This window comes from Pseudomonas sp. AN-1 (assembly GCF_034057115.1).
Taxonomy (GTDB): Bacteria; Pseudomonadota; Gammaproteobacteria; order Pseudomonadales; family Pseudomonadaceae; genus Geopseudomonas.
Map to the genome: position 1 here is coordinate 1,843,155 of NZ_CP139195.1, position 15,477 is coordinate 1,858,631.

General features: G+C 52.4%; 14 protein-coding genes and 1 pseudogene. All 15 read left to right on the top strand.

Going from position 1 to position 15,477, the window contains the following annotated elements:
* Nucleotides 1-3: 3 nt before the first annotated feature.
* The 15 genes and pseudogenes from rfbB to SK095_RS08500 all read left to right on the top strand — a co-directional run bounded on the left by rfbB (nucleotide 4) and on the right by SK095_RS08500 (nucleotide 15,477).
* The gene (rfbB, locus tag SK095_RS08430; RefSeq protein ID WP_320548555.1) at nucleotides 4-1,062 is read left to right on the top strand and encodes a dTDP-glucose 4,6-dehydratase; all 1,059 of its coding nucleotides are present in this window, start codon (nucleotides 4-6) and stop codon (nucleotides 1,060-1,062) included.
* Between the two features lie 14 nt (nucleotides 1,063-1,076).
* A complete protein-coding gene (gene rfbA, locus SK095_RS08435) occupies nucleotides 1,077-1,958 on the top strand; it encodes a glucose-1-phosphate thymidylyltransferase RfbA (RefSeq protein ID WP_320548556.1) in 882 nt (293 codons plus the stop codon).
* On the top strand, nucleotides 1,955-2,992 hold the full coding sequence (locus SK095_RS08440) for a TDP-N-acetylfucosamine:lipid II N-acetylfucosaminyltransferase (RefSeq protein ID WP_320548557.1): 1,038 nt from the start codon (nucleotides 1,955-1,957) through the stop codon (nucleotides 2,990-2,992). Before rfbA ends, SK095_RS08440 begins: the two co-directional genes overlap by 4 nt.
* 1 nt (nucleotide 2,993) lies before the next feature.
* Nucleotides 2,994-3,557, top strand: coding sequence for an acyltransferase (locus tag SK095_RS08445; RefSeq protein ID WP_320548558.1), 564 nt, complete (start codon nucleotides 2,994-2,996; stop codon nucleotides 3,555-3,557).
* Nucleotides 3,554-4,684, top strand: a complete 1,131-nt coding sequence (gene rffA / locus SK095_RS08450; protein WP_320548559.1) for a dTDP-4-amino-4,6-dideoxygalactose transaminase — start codon at nucleotides 3,554-3,556, stop codon at nucleotides 4,682-4,684. The genes SK095_RS08445 and rffA overlap by 4 nt, the downstream gene beginning before the upstream one ends.
* Nucleotides 4,681-6,123: a lipopolysaccharide biosynthesis protein gene (locus SK095_RS08455; RefSeq protein ID WP_320548560.1), complete on the top strand. Its 1,443-nt coding sequence runs from the start codon at nucleotides 4,681-4,683 to the stop codon at nucleotides 6,121-6,123. Before rffA ends, SK095_RS08455 begins: the two co-directional genes overlap by 4 nt.
* Before the next feature lie 13 nt (nucleotides 6,124-6,136).
* Nucleotides 6,137-7,093 (top strand): hypothetical protein, encoded by a 957-nt coding sequence (locus SK095_RS08460; RefSeq protein WP_320548561.1) that lies wholly within the window; start codon nucleotides 6,137-6,139, stop codon nucleotides 7,091-7,093.
* Nucleotides 7,083-8,285: a glycosyltransferase gene (locus SK095_RS08465; RefSeq protein WP_320548562.1), complete on the top strand. Its 1,203-nt coding sequence runs from the start codon at nucleotides 7,083-7,085 to the stop codon at nucleotides 8,283-8,285. The genes SK095_RS08460 and SK095_RS08465 overlap by 11 nt, the downstream gene beginning before the upstream one ends.
* Before the next feature lie 6 nt (nucleotides 8,286-8,291).
* Nucleotides 8,292-9,329, top strand: a complete 1,038-nt coding sequence (locus SK095_RS08470; RefSeq protein WP_320548563.1) for a polysaccharide biosynthesis protein — start codon at nucleotides 8,292-8,294, stop codon at nucleotides 9,327-9,329.
* Between the two features lie 3 nt (nucleotides 9,330-9,332).
* Nucleotides 9,333-10,451 (top strand): UDP-2-acetamido-2,6-beta-L-arabino-hexul-4-ose reductase, encoded by a 1,119-nt coding sequence (gene wbjC / locus SK095_RS08475; protein WP_320548564.1) that lies wholly within the window; start codon nucleotides 9,333-9,335, stop codon nucleotides 10,449-10,451.
* Nucleotides 10,452-10,487: 36 nt separating this feature from the next.
* Nucleotides 10,488-11,618, top strand: a complete 1,131-nt coding sequence (gene wecB / locus SK095_RS08480) for a non-hydrolyzing UDP-N-acetylglucosamine 2-epimerase (protein WP_320548565.1) — start codon at nucleotides 10,488-10,490, stop codon at nucleotides 11,616-11,618.
* 25 nt (nucleotides 11,619-11,643) lie between these two features.
* Nucleotides 11,644-12,846: a glycosyltransferase family 4 protein gene (locus SK095_RS08485; protein WP_320548566.1), complete on the top strand. Its 1,203-nt coding sequence runs from the start codon at nucleotides 11,644-11,646 to the stop codon at nucleotides 12,844-12,846.
* Entirely contained in the window at nucleotides 12,843-13,799 is a 957-nt protein-coding gene (locus SK095_RS08490) for an NAD-dependent epimerase/dehydratase family protein (protein WP_320548567.1), read from the top strand. The genes SK095_RS08485 and SK095_RS08490 overlap by 4 nt, the downstream gene beginning before the upstream one ends.
* 22 nt (nucleotides 13,800-13,821) lie before the next feature.
* Nucleotides 13,822-14,832, top strand: a pseudogene (locus SK095_RS08495) (MraY family glycosyltransferase); the annotation flags it as partial.
* A 30-nt stretch (nucleotides 14,833-14,862) separates the two neighbouring features.
* The gene (locus SK095_RS08500; protein WP_320548880.1) at nucleotides 14,863-15,477 is read left to right on the top strand and encodes an acetyltransferase; all 615 of its coding nucleotides are present in this window, start codon (nucleotides 14,863-14,865) and stop codon (nucleotides 15,475-15,477) included.

Below are 15,477 nucleotides of genomic sequence, written 5' to 3' on the forward strand. Positions count from 1 at the left end.
CCGATGAAAATCCTCATTACCGGCGGCGCCGGATTTATCGGCTCGGCAGTCGTTCGTCACATCATCCGCCATACTGCTGCTAGCGTGATCAACTTAGACAAACTGACCTATGCTGGCAACCTCGAATCCCTCGCGGAAACCAGCGGCAGCACGCGCTATGCCTTCGAGCAGGTGGATATCTGCGACCGCACCGAAGTCGAGCGGGTATTCCGTGAGCACCTGCCCGATGCAGTAATGCACCTTGCCGCCGAGTCACACGTTGATCGCTCCATCGACGGCCCAGCTGCATTCATCGAAACTAATATTATCGGCACCTATACCCTACTGGAGGTCGTTCGCCACTACTGGCAAGGGCTGAGCGAAGCACGCCAGAGGACCTTCCGCTTTCACCACATCTCCACCGACGAGGTGTATGGAGACCTGGAAGATCCGGAAGACTTGTTCACCGAAACAACCCCCTACGCGCCTAGCAGCCCCTACAGTGCCAGCAAGGCCAGCTCCGACCATCTGGTGCGCGCATGGCGGCGCACCTACGACCTACCGACCCTCATCACCAATTGCTCGAACAACTACGGCCCCTACCATTTCCCGGAGAAGCTCATCCCGCTGATGATCCTCAACGCCTTGGAAGGCAAGCCGCTGCCCGTCTACGGCAAGGGCAACCAGGTGCGTGACTGGCTGTACGTCGAGGACCACGCCCGAGCTCTCTACAAGGTCTTCACTGAAGGCGAGATCGGCGAGACCTATAACATCGGCGGCCACAACGAGAAGCAAAACATCGAAGTGGTACACACCCTTTGCGACCTGCTTGACGAACTGCGCCCGCGAGCCGATGGCCACTCCTACCGCAGCCAGATCACTCACGTCCAGGATCGCCCCGGCCACGACCTGCGCTACGCCATCGACGCCAGCAAGATCCAGCGCGAACTGGGCTGGACGCCGGAGGAAACCTTCGAGTCCGGCATCCGCAAGACCGTCGAGTGGTACCTGAACAACCAAGACTGGTGCCGTCGCGTGCAGGACGGCAGCTACCAGCGCGAGCGCCTCGGCGCCATTGCATAAGGAATTGACACACAATGAAAGGCATCATCCTCGCCGGAGGTTCCGGCACACGCCTGTATCCGATCACCAAGGGCGTATCCAAGCAGTTGCTACCCATCTACGACAAACCGATGGTCTATTATCCGCTATCGGTACTGATGCTCGCCGGTATCCGCGACATCCTGCTGATCAGCACTCCGGAAGACATCGGCGCCTTCAAGCGCCTGCTCGGCGATGGTAGCGAATTCGGTATCAGCCTCACTTACGCCGTGCAGCCCAGCCCGGACGGCCTGGCCCAGGCCTTCATCATCGGCGAAGAGTTCATCGGCAACGATTCGGTGTGCTTGGTACTAGGCGACAATATTTTCTACGGTCAGGGCTTCAGCCCCATGCTGCACCAGGCAGCCCAGCGCGAGAAAGGCGCCACCGTGTTCGGCTACCAGGTGAAAGATCCCGAGCGCTTCGGCGTAGTCGAGTTCGATGCCGACAAGCGCGCCATTTCCATCGAGGAAAAACCCTTCAAGCCCAAGTCCAACTACGCAGTCACCGGTCTGTACTTCTACGACAACGACGTGGTGGCGATGGCAAAGAGGGTCAGGCCCTCGGCACGCGGTGAGCTGGAAATCACCAGCATCAACCAGACCTACCTGGAGCGAGGCGACCTCAACGTCGAACTGCTCGGTCGCGGCTTCGCCTGGCTGGATACCGGCACCCATGAAAGCCTGCTGGAAGCCGCGCACTTCGTCGAAACCATCGAGAAGCGCCAGGGCTACAAGGTCGCCTGCCTGGAAGAGATCGCCTTTTACAACGGCTGGCTGACCGCCGATGACCTGCAACGCATCGGCCAGTCGCTGAGCAAGAACGGTTATGGCCAGTACCTTCTGTCGTTGATCCAGTCCGTGCAGGGTGCACCGTGATACTTCATGTAGCAAGCCTCGACAAGTTCATTCCTCCGTTCATTGATTTTCTAGCCAAGAACTTTGACTCTTCTCAGCATCGTTTCTGGCTTAACGGTGATAGAAATCGATACCCCTACCAAGACAATACGAGCACATACCAAGTAAAGCCTGGATTCCTTGGAGAGGCCACGGCTTATCTTCGGCTTGCGATGGAATTAAATAGAGCAGAAAAGGTAATTCTTCACGGACTTTTTGATCCAAAAATAATTATTATATTAAGCAGCATGCCCTGGCTGCTCAGGAATTGTTACTGGATTATCTGGGGTGGTGACCTTTACGTCCGCAACCTAGAAAAAAAAAACTGGAAGTGGCATCTCGGAGAGCTTTTTCGCTCCTTTGTAATAAAGCGAATTGGCCACTTGGTAACTTACATTGAAGGAGACGTGGATTTAGCCAGGAAATGGTACGGCGCAACAGGTAAGCATCATGAATGCCTGATGTACACAAGCAACCTGTACAGCGATCCAAACGCAATAAGTAGCCATAAAAAAACAATCAATATACAGGTTGGAAACTCGGCAGACCCAAGCAACAACCACATCGAAGCTCTGAAGAAACTTTTGCCATACAAAGATAGCGACATCAAGATTCATGTGCCGCTTTCATATGGCGACCAAGCATATGCAAGCACCGTCATTCGCCAAGGCTCAGAATGGTTTGGTGAAAAACTCAAGCCACTCACCGACTTCATGCCACTTGAAGAGTACCTCGAACTGCTTGGCGATATTGATATTGCCATGTTCAACCACCGACGCCAGCAAGCCATGGGAAACACAATAACCCTTCTAGGGCTCGGCAAGAAAGTTTTTCTTCGCAGCGACGTAACGCCTTGGAAAATGTTCAAGAAAAATAAGATCACCGTATACGACATAGAAGACTTCGATATATCGCCAATGGATACAGAAATCAGCAAGAAAAACCAGGAATTCATCAGGGAACACTTTTCAAGAGAAAAACTTGCACTCCAGCTAAAAGAAGTTTTCGAGAGCTAACATGACCTACTACACAGAAGATCAACTTTTGAGCATGGGCTTCAAGAGTCTTGGGAAAAATGTCAAGATTAGCGACAAAGCCAGCATCTACAACACCGAGGCAATAGAGATAGGGGATAACTCCAGAATAGACGACTTTTGCGTAATTTCTGGAAAAATAAAAATAGGCTCATATTGCCACATAACCCCTATGTGCCTTATTGCGGGCGGCGAGCCCGGAGTATTCCTATCGGACTTCTGCACCCTCGCATATGGCGTGAAAGTTTTCTCCCAATCAGATGATTACAGCGGAGAAACATTAACAAACTCTCTGATACCAAAAAAATACAAATCTGAAAAATTTAGTTCAATCAAGCTCGAAAAACATGTAATCATTGGCGCAGGATCGATAATCTTCCCAGGGGTCACTTTAGCTGAAGGCTGCTCAGTCGGTGCTATGTCTCTTGTAAACAAAAGCACACAACCTTGGGGGATTTATGTAGGGAACCCGGCTCGCCGACTGAAAGATAGAAAAAAAGACCTCCTGGAACTGGAAAGACAATTCATGGAAGAGCAGAGCCAATGATCCCATTCAACAAGCCCCCTTACACTGGTAACGAAGATCAGCACGTACTCGCCGCCATGCGCAGCAGCAAGATCAGCGGCGATGGTGAGTTCAGCAAGCGCTGCCAGGGATGGTTTGAAGCCGGAACCGGTTGCCAGAAGGCATTGCTGACCCCCTCATGCACGCACGCCTTGGAAATGGCAGCCATCCTGATCGATGTACAGCCCGGCGATGAGATAATCATGCCCAGCTATACATTTGTTAGTACGGCAAATGCGTTCGTCTTGCGTGGTGCTAAAATAGTTTTTGTCGATATCCGCCCGGACACCATGAATATCGATGAAAACTTGATCGAAGCTGCAATCACAGAAAAGACCAAAGCCATCGTTCCCGTGCACTATGCCGGCGTAGCCTGTGAAATGGATACGATTATGGCAATCGCTGAGCGTCATCAGCTTTTCGTCATCGAAGATGCCGCACAAGGTATGATGTCCAGCTACAAAGGCCGCCAACTGGGCAGCATTGGCCATCTGGGTGCTTACAGCTTCCATGAAACCAAGAATTATACCAGCGGTGGCGAAGGTGGATTGCTGCTTATCAATGATGAGCGATTCATCAATCGTGCAGAAATCATCCGTGAGAAAGGCACAAACCGTAGCCAATTTTTCCGCGGCATGGTCGACAAGTACAGCTGGGTAGATGTTGGCAGCAGCTACCTTCCGAGCGAAATACAGGCCGCCTATCTATGGGGGCAACTCGAGAAGGCGGAAGAAATCAACTCGAACCGCCTGAGAACCTGGAACTATTACCAGAAGGCACTGGTGTCTCTCGCCAGAGATTGCAAAATAGTCTTGCCCAATCATCCAGTCGAATGTATTCACAATGCCCACATGTTCTATCTCAAGGTCAAAAACCTTGACGAGCGCACTTCCCTGCTGGATCACCTGAAGAACAATGGCGTGCTTGCTGTTTTCCACTACATACCACTGCACTCTGCGACCGTCGGCCCCAAATTCAGCCGCTTCCATGGAGAGGATAATTTTACAACAACAGAAAGTGAGCGACTAATCCGCCTACCCATCTGGCATGGCATGTCCACTGGAGACGTGCAGAAAGTCGTGCAGTCTGTCTTTGAGTTCTTCGCTTGAATATCAGAAAGATTGCTCAATTCGCAATTGGCCCTATCGGCAGTGCCGCCCTTGGTTTCGTTACCCTGCCGATCATCACTTGGTTCTATTCGGCCGAAGATATCGGCCGAATAGCCATGCTTCAAGTGATATCCAGCCTCTGCATCTTGCTACTTAGCCTCGGATTAGATCAGGCCTATGTACGGGAGTACTACGAAGCTGAACAGAAGCCCGCGCTGCTCAAAGCAACACTCACGCCAGGCCTTTTGCTATTGACGATTACTCTGGGTATTACCCTGCTGATCCCTGGCGTAGTTTCTAAGGTACTGTTCTCCATCGACAGTTCTGAAATTAGTTGGCTGGTCGGTGTATGTCTGCTGGCTGGCTTTGCCTCCAGGTTCCTTTCCCTGGTTTTGCGGATGCAGGAGAAAGGGCTGGCGTTTTCCATCAGTCAGGTCTTGCCCAAAGCCCTCTTTCTCATGGTCATCGGCAGCTACTATTTGCTGACACTCGGCTTTGACTTCTTCCATCTGGTTATTGCCCACACGATATCAATTCTGGCAGCAACCCTGGTGCTTGCTTGGAACACCCGCACGGAATGGCTGGTCATGCTCAACCAGCGCATAGACTTCATTCAACTTAAAAAAATGCTGCGCTTCGGTATGCCCCTTATCATAGGCGGTATCGCCTACTGGGGGCTGACTACGATGGACAAATTGTTCCTACGCAATTTCTCCACTTTCGAGGAATTGGGCATCTACTCAGTTGCCTCGAATTTTGCCGCCGCTGCGATCATCTTTCAGAGTGTATTCTCAACCGTCTGGGCTCCAACAGCTTACAAATGGGCCGCTGAGGGTATAAAAAATGAAAAGATCGATCAGGTAACCGAGTACGTATTGGCTGTCGTTGTGTTTGCTTTCGCTTTTGCTGGTCTTTTTTCATGGGTCGTCACGTATCTTCTCCCAGAAAAATATGATCGCGTGCAGCACATCCTCGTAGCATGCATAGCCTACCCGCTTTTTTACACACTATCAGAGACGACATCAATTGGTATTGGAATAACGAGAAAAAGCACCTATGCCATGCTGGCGTCACTGACTTCAGCTTTTACCAATCTTATTGGCAACTACCTACTGGTACCAATCTATGGCGCAGAAGGTGCTGCCATTTCCACAGCAATTGCATTCTGGATATTTCTTGTTTGTCGCACGGAACTCTCATGCTTCGCATGGCGAAAATTCCGAAGACTCAAGCTATATGCACTCACCCTAACATGCCTGATCTCCGCCATCGCTCAAACAAGCCTCCACAAAGCTCACAATGAATTCATATTCATCATATGGATCACAATAGGATTAATAGCCACACTCTCCATGAAAAAAACACTAAAAGCTGCAAAAATAAAAATATCGAACCACATTAAGAAACAGCAAATTCCCCGACCAGGCAATCAAAATTGAAAGAAATCTAAAAATGCAGTCAACTACTAAAAAAGCAACTGCCGCGCTATTAGCAACAGCCTGGTTCGCTTTAAGCCTCTACATATTACCTTATTACACAAATGGCGACCAAATAGCCTATCGATTAGTCTATGAAATTGCAAAAAATCTTAGCTTTTCAGACGGATTCAACACCTACACTGCAGTATTAGGCTCAAAAGAGCCAGGATACTTCATCCTGGCATACACATTTTCCCCAATAATTCAAAAAGACTGGCTTATTGCAACAGCAAACGGAATCCTTGGATACCTACTTATAGCATCCTTACTTAAAAGAAACGCATCGATCATTGTAGCACTAACCCTACTCCCAAACTTCTACATTATGGTTCTGCTATTTTCTGCGGAAAGACTTAAGTTTGGAGCAATTCTGTTTTTTCTGGCAGTAATCAGCGAAAACAAAAAAAGAATCATATCAGCGATCCTTGCAGTGCTCACACATACACAATTCATGTTGCTAGCAGCAAGCCTTTTACTATCGAAAACAGCCCAACAAGGCATTGAAGAAAAAAACAAAAACACACTCAAAAAATACACCAACCACATACTAGCCATAGCAACAGCAACCATAACAGTATTTTTACTAAAGGACCACATACAGGGAAAGCTCAATTTTTACTCATCAGCCAACAGTGGCGCATCACTAGAAAACCTTATAAAGCCCATCGTATTCTTACTCCTTACTCTTTTCTATGCAAAAAAAGAAAAGACCCAAGCAGCATTAATGCATGCACCGATCATTGCGGCGTCGCTCGTAGTTGGTGAAGATCGAATAGTAATATTCTCATACTTCATCTTCATGCTCTACTCCCTAAAAACAAACAAGGGCATAAACATAGGTGTACTTGCCACATCCTTTTATTTCGGAGTGAAAGGATTTTTATTTCTAGGAAACATAATTAATTATGGAAACGGCTTCCATGGTCAATAAAAAAGGGAAAATAAAAATACTGACTTTCAGTGAATATTATCTACCAGGATACAAAGGGGGGGGACCACTGCGCACCATATCGAATATGGTAAAATCTTTGAGCGATGCGTTTGAGTTCTGGATTATCACCTCAGATCGCGACCTTGGCGATACAAAAAGATATCCGTCAATCGAAATAAATACTTGGCAAAACCTGTATGGATCGAACGTATACTACACGCCAAAGAAGGACATGACCCCACAAAAAATATCAAATATAATATCATCTACAGACCACGACATAATATATATAAATAGCTTTTTTTCGTTAAGATACTCCATAATCCCATTAATTGGAGCAAAACTCTACAAACCCACAAGAAAACCGATACTGGTTGCGCCGCGCGGCGAGTTTTCACCAGGAGCATTACAGTTTAAAAAAACCAAGAAAGCGATATACATAACAACAAGCAAAATAACAGGACTTTATAGAAATGTTTTCTTTCAAGCCTCAAGCGAGCACGAAGCGCACGACATCAGAAAAGCATTAAGCTTACCGCCGAAAAAAGTCAAAGTCGCCAAAAACATCCCAGACATATCACTCCCAGAGTGCGCACAAACACCCTTCACCGAAAAAACCCTAAGGGTAGTTTTCTTATCCCGCATCACCCCTAAAAAAAACCTAGCCTTCGCTATCAATATACTCTCGCACGTAAAATCTAAAATCATATTTGACATATACGGCCCCAAAGAAGATATTGAATACTGGGAGAAGTGCCAAAAACTAATAAGTCAGCTCCCTGAAAACATAAAAGCCGAATACAAAGGCAGCATCCACCCAAACCTAGTGAAAAGCACATTCTCCAAATATGACTTATTTCTTTTCCCAACGCACGGCGAGAACTATGGCCACGTCATTGCCGAGTCGCTAATATGCGGAACACCAGTACTAATAAGCGATCAAACACCATGGAAAAATTTGGGCGAAAAAAATCTTGGGTGGGAACTCCCACTAACCGAAAAAATAGTTTTTTCAGAAAAGATTGAGCAACTTTCTGCGCTAAACCAAAAAGAAAGAAGCGAACAAAGAAAAAAAGTCCAGCAATCAGCAATCGCCATAATATCAGACCCTGAAATCATCCAAGACAATATCTCCCTATTCAATTCAATACTTCAAGAATCAATAAACAAAAATCACCCGAGAGCATTTTAAAAACCCATGTCTTTCAACAAAAGAAACCTCCTCATAACTGGTGGAACCGGCTCCTTTGGCAACGCCGTCCTCAAGCGCTTCCTCGACACTGACATCGCAGAAATCCGCATTTTCAGCCGCGACGAGAAGAAGCAGGATGACATGCGCAAGCGCTATGCTAATCCCAAGCTGAAGTTCTATATCGGCGATGTGCGCGATTACCAGAGCGTACTGAATGCAACTCGTGGGGTTGACTATATCTTCCATGCCGCAGCGCTCAAGCAGGTGCCGTCCTGCGAGTTCCATCCCATGGAGGCGGTCAAGACCAACGTGATCGGCACCGAGAACGTCCTGGAGGCAGCCATCCAGAACGAGGTCAAGCGCGTGGTGTGCCTGAGCACCGACAAGGCCGTCTATCCGATCAACGCCATGGGCATTTCCAAGGCGATGATGGAAAAGGTCATGGTCGCCAAGTCGCGTAACGTCGACGAGCGCAAGACTGTGATCTGCGGCACCCGCTACGGCAACGTGATGGCCTCGCGCGGCTCGGTGATCCCGCTATTCATCGAGCAGATCCGTGCCGGTAAGCCGCTGACCCTGACCGACCCGAACATGACCCGCTTCATGATGACCCTCGCGGATGCCGTGGATCTGGTGCTGTATGCCTTCGAGCACGGCAACAACGGCGATCTGTTCGTGCAGAAAGCCCCCGCTGCTACCGTCGAGACCCTGGCCCGCGCGCTCACCCGCCTGATGGACCAGATGAATCACCCCATCCAGGTGATCGGCACCCGCCATGGCGAGAAGCTCTACGAAGCGCTGCTCAGCCGCGAGGAGATGGCCTGCGCCGAGGACATGGGCGACTACTTCCGTGTGCCGCCGGACCTGCGCGACCTCAACTACTCCAAGTTCGTCGAGCAGGGCGAGGAGAAGATTTCCCACACCGAGGATTACAACTCACACAACACCGAGCGTCTGGATGTCGAGGGCATGCAGCAACTGCTGCTGAAGCTGGACTTCATGCGCGCCATCCAGCGCGGCGAACACGCGACCCCCGAGGAATAAGGGATGAAGGTACTGATCACCGGCGCCAACGGATTCGTCGGCAAGAACCTGGTTGCCCATCTGGGCGAGCGGAGCGATGTAGAAGTTCTGCGCTTCACCCGGACTGAGCCGCTGGAAAGTCTGTCAGCCCTGGTGGCTCAGGCTGACTTCGTGTTCCACCTGGCCGGCGTCAATCGCCCTCAGGATCCCCAGGAGTTCGTGAGCGGCAACACCGATCTGACCCGGGCACTGTGCGAGTCGATAGTCGCCAGTGGCCGGCAGATTCCGCTGCTGTACACCTCCTCGATCCAGGCCGAGCTGGACAATCCCTACGGCGCCAGCAAGCGCGGCGCCGAAGAAGCGCTGCTGGATCTGGCTGCCAGCCATGGCTCAGCCGTGCATCTGTTCCGCCTGCCCAATGTGTTCGGCAAGTGGGCACGCCCCAACTACAACTCGGCAGTGGCGACCTTCTGTCACAACATCGCACGCGACCTGCCGATCCAGATCAACGATCCGCAGGCGCGCATCAACCTCGTCTACATCGATGACGTGATCGCTCATTTCATTGCGGTGATGGACGGCAAGCTGGCCGGTGAGCCTTTCGTCACCGTCGAGCCGCAGTACAGCATCACCGTTGGCGAGTTGGCCGCGCAACTGGAGACTTTCCGTGACAGCCGCAAGACTCTGGTCACCGAGCCGGTGGGCCGCGGACTGGTACGCGCGCTGTACTCGACCTATCTCAGCTATGTGCCGCCCGAGCGCTTCACCTACGAAGTGCCCAAGTATGGCGACCAGCGTGGCGTGTTCGTGGAAATGCTCAAGACCCGCGACTCCGGGCAGTTCTCCTTCTTCACCGCCCATCCCGGCATCACCCGCGGTGGCCACTACCACCACTCGAAAACCGAGAAGTTCCTGGTCATCAAGGGACAGGCCTGCTTCCGCTTCCGTCACATCGACTCCGGCGAGTTCCACGAACTGTTCACCAGCGGCGACAAGCCGGAAATCGTCGAGACCGTGCCCGGCTGGACCCACGACATCACCAACGTCGGCGACGAGGAAATGATCGTGATGCTGTGGGCCAACGAGATCTTCGACCGCGAACACCCGGACACCTATGCCCGGCCGGTCGGCACCGAAGCCTGAGCGGCTTTGGCTACTGTTCAAGAATCAGGACTTGCAATGAAAAAGCTGAAAGTTGTCACCGTGGTCGGCACTCGACCGGAAATCATCCGCCTGTCGCGGGTCATGGCCAAGCTGGATGAGCACTGCGAGCACGTGCTGGTACATACCGGACAGAATTACGACTACGAGCTGAACGAGATCTTCTTCCAGGATCTGGGCATCCGCAAACCGGACCACTTCCTCAATGCCGCCGGTGCCAGCGGTGCGGAAACCATTGGTAACGTGATCATCGCCGTGGATCGCGTGCTCGCCGAAGTGCGGCCGGAAGCCCTGCTGGTGCTGGGCGATACCAACAGCTGCATGGCGGTGATTCCGGCCAAGCGTCGCAAGATTCCGACCTTTCACATGGAGGCCGGCAACCGCTGTTTCGACATGCGGGTACCGGAAGAAATCAACCGCCGCATCGTCGACCACACCGCCGACATCAATCTGACCTACAGCACCATCGCCCGCGACTACCTGCTGCGCGAAGGCCTGCCGGCGGACATGGTAATCAAGACCGGCAGTCCGATGTTCGAGGTGCTCAATCACTACCGCGATGGCATCGAAGCTGCGGACATACTGGAACGCCTGGGCCTGGAAGCCGGCAAGTTCTTCGTGGTCAGCGCCCACCGCGAGGAGAATGTCGACTCCGACAAGAACTTCCTCAAGCTGGTCGAGGTGCTCAACAGCGTTGCCGCCCACTACGGCTACCCGGTAATCGTCTCCACCCACCCGCGCACCCAGAAGCGCGTGGATGCCATGGGGGTGCAGTTCCACTCGAACGTGCGTCTGCTCAAGCCGCTGGGCTTCAAGGACTACAACAAGCTTCAGCTCACCGCCAAGGCGGTGCTGTCCGACAGCGGAACCATCAACGAGGAGTCCTCGATCCTCAACTTCCCGGCCCTCAACCTGCGCGAGGCCCATGAGCGCCCCGAAGGCATGGAGGAAGCCGCAGCGATGATGGTCGGGCTGGAGGTCGAACGCGTGATGCAGGCGTTGCAGATCTTGGAAAGCCAGGCCCGCGGTGAAGAGCGTAGCCTGCGCCTGGTCGGCGACTACAGCATGCCCAACGTGGCCGACAAGGTAGTACGGATCATCCATAGCTATCGCGACTATGTGATGCGTACTGTCTGGAAAAAATACTGACTATCGGGATGCTGGCGACGCTAACATGACAAAAGTTTTCGTAGTTTCTGAATATGTCTATTCAGCTCAAAATTCCACTGGTTATTTCTGGTCCAAAGTCATCGACAAGGCCGGCCAGCACTTTCGAGGAATTAGCGTCGTCACGCCAACTTCAAGCGAGCAAGACTGCACAAAGAGCAAAGTTCCAGGCGTAAGCTACCTAGAGTTCGACGCCATAAAATTCAACAAGAACAAGCTAGCCTCACGCCTAATTGGCCAATCCCGCCAATGCGTGGGTTTTTTACGCCACATGCTTCGCCACGTTCGACGTGGCGACATCGTTCTATCAGGAACCAACCCCGCCCTCCTGCTTTTCCTGATCCCCATCATGAAAAAGTTCACAGGTTTTCGCTGGTGCCTATTGGTTCATGACGTCTTTCCAGAAAATCTTGTTCCTGCAGGAATACTTAGAAAAAGCAGCCCCTCCTATCGCTTATTCAGCAGACTCTTCAACCTGATTTACTCCCGCGCCGACCATTTGATTGTGATCGGACGAGACATGAAAGAACTCATGAGCAAAAAAACGGGAAGCGATACCAACATCACTGTCATCCAGAACTGGGTCAGTGATCATGACGTTTACCCCGAGAGCCGAGCCGACTCAGAAATACTCAACCGATTGGATTGGCGGGATCGGATAATCTTCCAGTTCTTCGGAAACATTGGCCGCGTCCAGGGAATCGATAATATCCTGGCAGCCATCAAGTTGGTGAAAAGCCCGAAAGCCGCCTTTCTCTTCATTGGAGATGGCAGCTCAGCAAAGACAGTCAAGGAGTTCATCGAAAACCATCCCGGTGACAATATTGCATATATTGGACCTCTCGATCAGAGTCAGAAAAAACTTGGCCTTGCCGCCTGCGATGTAGCGCTGATCACCCTCGAGAAGGGGATGCTGGGACTCGGCGTTCCCAGTAAGGCATATTTTTCCATGGCTGCAGACAAGCCATTGCTTGCAGTAATGGAGGACACGGCTGAAATCGCACGCATGATCCATGAGGAAGCCATCGGCTGGAGTTGCGCCCCTGACGATCCGGCAGCATTAGCTGCCCTGATCGACAACATCTGCCAAGCGCATATCTCCAGCATGCATGGACATCCCCGCAAGGTTCTTCAAGAAAAGTATTCGGAATCTGCCGCACTAGATAAGTTCATCGCATGCATGAACTCCGTCATTGAGGCCAAGAAATGAAAGTATTGTTGACTGGCGCCAATGGATTTCTTGGCAGGCAGGTTTTGGAGTCCTGTCAACTCCGGAATCTAGAGGTGTTGGCATGTGCTCGCAATGTTGACACCGCGAAACCAGGCTGGGCCAAATCTCCAGACTTGGGACCAACAGCTGACTGGGGAAATCTTCTCAGCGGCATCGATGTGGTCATCCATACGGCTGGTATTGCACATCGGCTTGGAAAAGACGGCCCCGATTTACGCCAGCATTTCCAGAACGTGAATGTAGAAGGCACGCTCAACCTTGCGCAACAGGCCCTGCGCGCGGGCGCAAAGCGCTTCATCTTCATTAGCTCGATTGGTGTAAATGGCGCCCAAACCACAGAAAGCTCCTGCTTCAGCGAACACTCCATTCCAACACCTCACGCTGATTATGCCATTTCAAAACACCAAGCAGAGTTGCGCTTGAAGGCACTACTGAGTGACAGCGCCATGGAACTAGTCATCATACGACCTCCATTGGTATATGGTGCCCACGCACCAGGCAACTTCCAGCGTCTGCTTAAACTGGTTTCTGCTCGCCTCCCCCTGCCTCTGGGAAGGATAAAAAACCGCCGCAGCATGGTGGCGCTGGAGAATCTTGCTGACTTCATTGCGCACTGCGTTGCTCATCCTGCTGCAGCCAATGAACTTTTCCTGATTTCGGATGGCATAGATGTCTCCACTCCAGACATCGTTAGGCATCTGGCCGCCGGCATGGGGCATGAAAGTCGCCTTCTACCGGTGCCAGTGGCATTGATGCGCTATGGCGCGAACTTGCTAGGCAAGAGGCCGATTTACACACAACTCTGTGGCTCGCTGGCCATCGACTCCAGCAAGGCTCGCAATCAGCTTGGCTGGACTCCACGTTTAACACCTGAACAGGCTCTATTCAGAGCTGGGCAAGATTACCAAAAGCTTCTTGCATCCCGCATCTGACTTTCCTCCAGAGATTCTTACGATGTCGTTTTGGCTCCTTTTACCGGTCTTGGCCGGCCTGTCTCTTGCGCTGACTGGTGGCTTGCGTCGCTATGCATTGGCACGCAGCATCATGGATATTCCCAATGCACGCAGCTCGCATAGTGTTCCAACCCCCCGTGGTGGTGGAGTGGCGATTGTGCTGAGCTTTCTACTTGCCTTGCCGTTGCTGGGACTAGCCAAGCTGGCGAGTTGGGATCAAGTGTGGGCTCTGCTGGGGGCGGGTGCAGGCATCGCGATACTCGGCTTTCTCGATGACCATGGACATATCGCCGCGCGCTGGCGTCTGCTGGGGCATTTCGCCGGAGCCATCTGGGCGCTGTTCTGGCTGGGCGGACTTCCTCCGCTGATGATCTTCGGCTACTCCCTCGACCTGGGTTGGGCGGGTCATCTGCTCGCCGCGGTCTATCTGGTCTGGATTCTCAACCTCTACAACTTCATGGATGGCATTGACGGTATTGCCAGCGTCGAGGCCATCAGTGTCTGCCTCGGCGGCGTCCTGCTGTATGCCTTGCTTGGTGCATCCTCGGCAGCCGTGGCGCCGCTACTGCTCGCGGTGGCGGTAGCGGGCTTCCTGTACTGGAACTTCCCCCCGGCACGGATCTTCATGGGCGATGCCGGCAGCGGCTTTCTCGGTATTACCCTGGGCATCCTGTCGCTGCAGGCTGCGTGGGTAGCACCGCAGTTGTTGTGGAGCTGGGTGATCCTGCTAGGCGTTTTTATCGTCGATGCCACCTTCACCCTGCTCCGTCGACTGCTGCGCGGCGACAAGGTCTATGAGGCCCACCGCAGCCATGCCTATCAGTATGCATCTCGCCAGTTTGGTCGGCATTTGCCAGTAACACTGGCTGTAGGCGCGATCAACCTGTTCTGGCTGCTGCCGATAGCCCTGTGGGTCGGTCTCGGTGGCGTTGAGCCAGTATTGGGTGTGCTGATCGCCTATCTGCCGCTGGTACTGCTGGCAATCAAGTTCCGCGCAGGAGAACTGGAGAAGCCGGAGACGCGGAAGCGTACCTTGCTGGTATTGGGTGCCGGCGGACATGGCAAGGCAGTGGCCGAAGCCGCATTGCTGTCAGGCGAATGGCAGCAGGTACGTTTTGTTGACGACCGCTGGCCACTGCTCAGTGAGTCCTTCGGGTTGCCGGTGGTTGCCAATATCGCGACGCTAGCCGGGGTGGCCGGAGAGGCAGATGCCGCCATTCCGGCAGTGGGTAACAATGCCTTACGCGAACAATGGCTCTCCGAGATCCGCTCGACCGGGCTAAGCGTGGCAACAGTGACTCACCCACTCGCCTGTATCAGCCCCTCGGCAAGAATCGGAGAAGGCACGGCGGTAATGGCTTTGGCCATGGTCGGCGTCGACGTGCACATTGGCGTAGGCGCGATCATCAACGCCAATGCCACGGTGGACCATGATGCCAGCTTGGGCGACTTTGCCCATCTGGGGGTTGGTGTACAGATTGCTGGTGGGGTGCAGATTGGCTCTCGGACCTGGTTGCAAGCTGGCTGCTGTGCCGGATACAACGTCGTTGTACCCGATGGGGCCATTATGCCGCCCGGTCAAATATTGGAAGTCAATGCAACGCCTGAATCCCGCGCCGGTGCAAGAGAACACCACCCGTCTGTTTCCCTTGCGTGA

Bases quoted from the DNA above. Each gene is read 5' to 3' on its own strand.
- rfbB (WP_320548555.1), top strand. From the start codon at position 4: ATGAAAATCCTCATTACCGGCGGCGCCGGATTTATCGGCTCGGCAGTC.
- rfbA (WP_320548556.1), top strand. From the start codon at position 1,077: ATGAAAGGCATCATCCTCGCCGGAGGTTCCGGCACACGCCTGTATCCG.
- SK095_RS08445 (WP_320548558.1), top strand. From the start codon at position 2,994: ATGACCTACTACACAGAAGATCAACTTTTGAGCATGGGCTTCAAGAGT.
- rffA (WP_320548559.1), top strand. From the start codon at position 3,554: ATGATCCCATTCAACAAGCCCCCTTACACTGGTAACGAAGATCAGCAC.
- SK095_RS08460 (WP_320548561.1), top strand. From the start codon at position 6,137: ATGCAGTCAACTACTAAAAAAGCAACTGCCGCGCTATTAGCAACAGCC.
- SK095_RS08465 (WP_320548562.1), top strand. From the start codon at position 7,083: ATGGTCAATAAAAAAGGGAAAATAAAAATACTGACTTTCAGTGAATAT.
- SK095_RS08470 (WP_320548563.1), top strand. From the start codon at position 8,292: ATGTCTTTCAACAAAAGAAACCTCCTCATAACTGGTGGAACCGGCTCC.
- wbjC (WP_320548564.1), top strand. From the start codon at position 9,333: ATGAAGGTACTGATCACCGGCGCCAACGGATTCGTCGGCAAGAACCTG.
- wecB (WP_320548565.1), top strand. From the start codon at position 10,488: ATGAAAAAGCTGAAAGTTGTCACCGTGGTCGGCACTCGACCGGAAATC.
- SK095_RS08485 (WP_320548566.1), top strand. From the start codon at position 11,644: ATGACAAAAGTTTTCGTAGTTTCTGAATATGTCTATTCAGCTCAAAAT.
- SK095_RS08490 (WP_320548567.1), top strand. From the start codon at position 12,843: ATGAAAGTATTGTTGACTGGCGCCAATGGATTTCTTGGCAGGCAGGTT.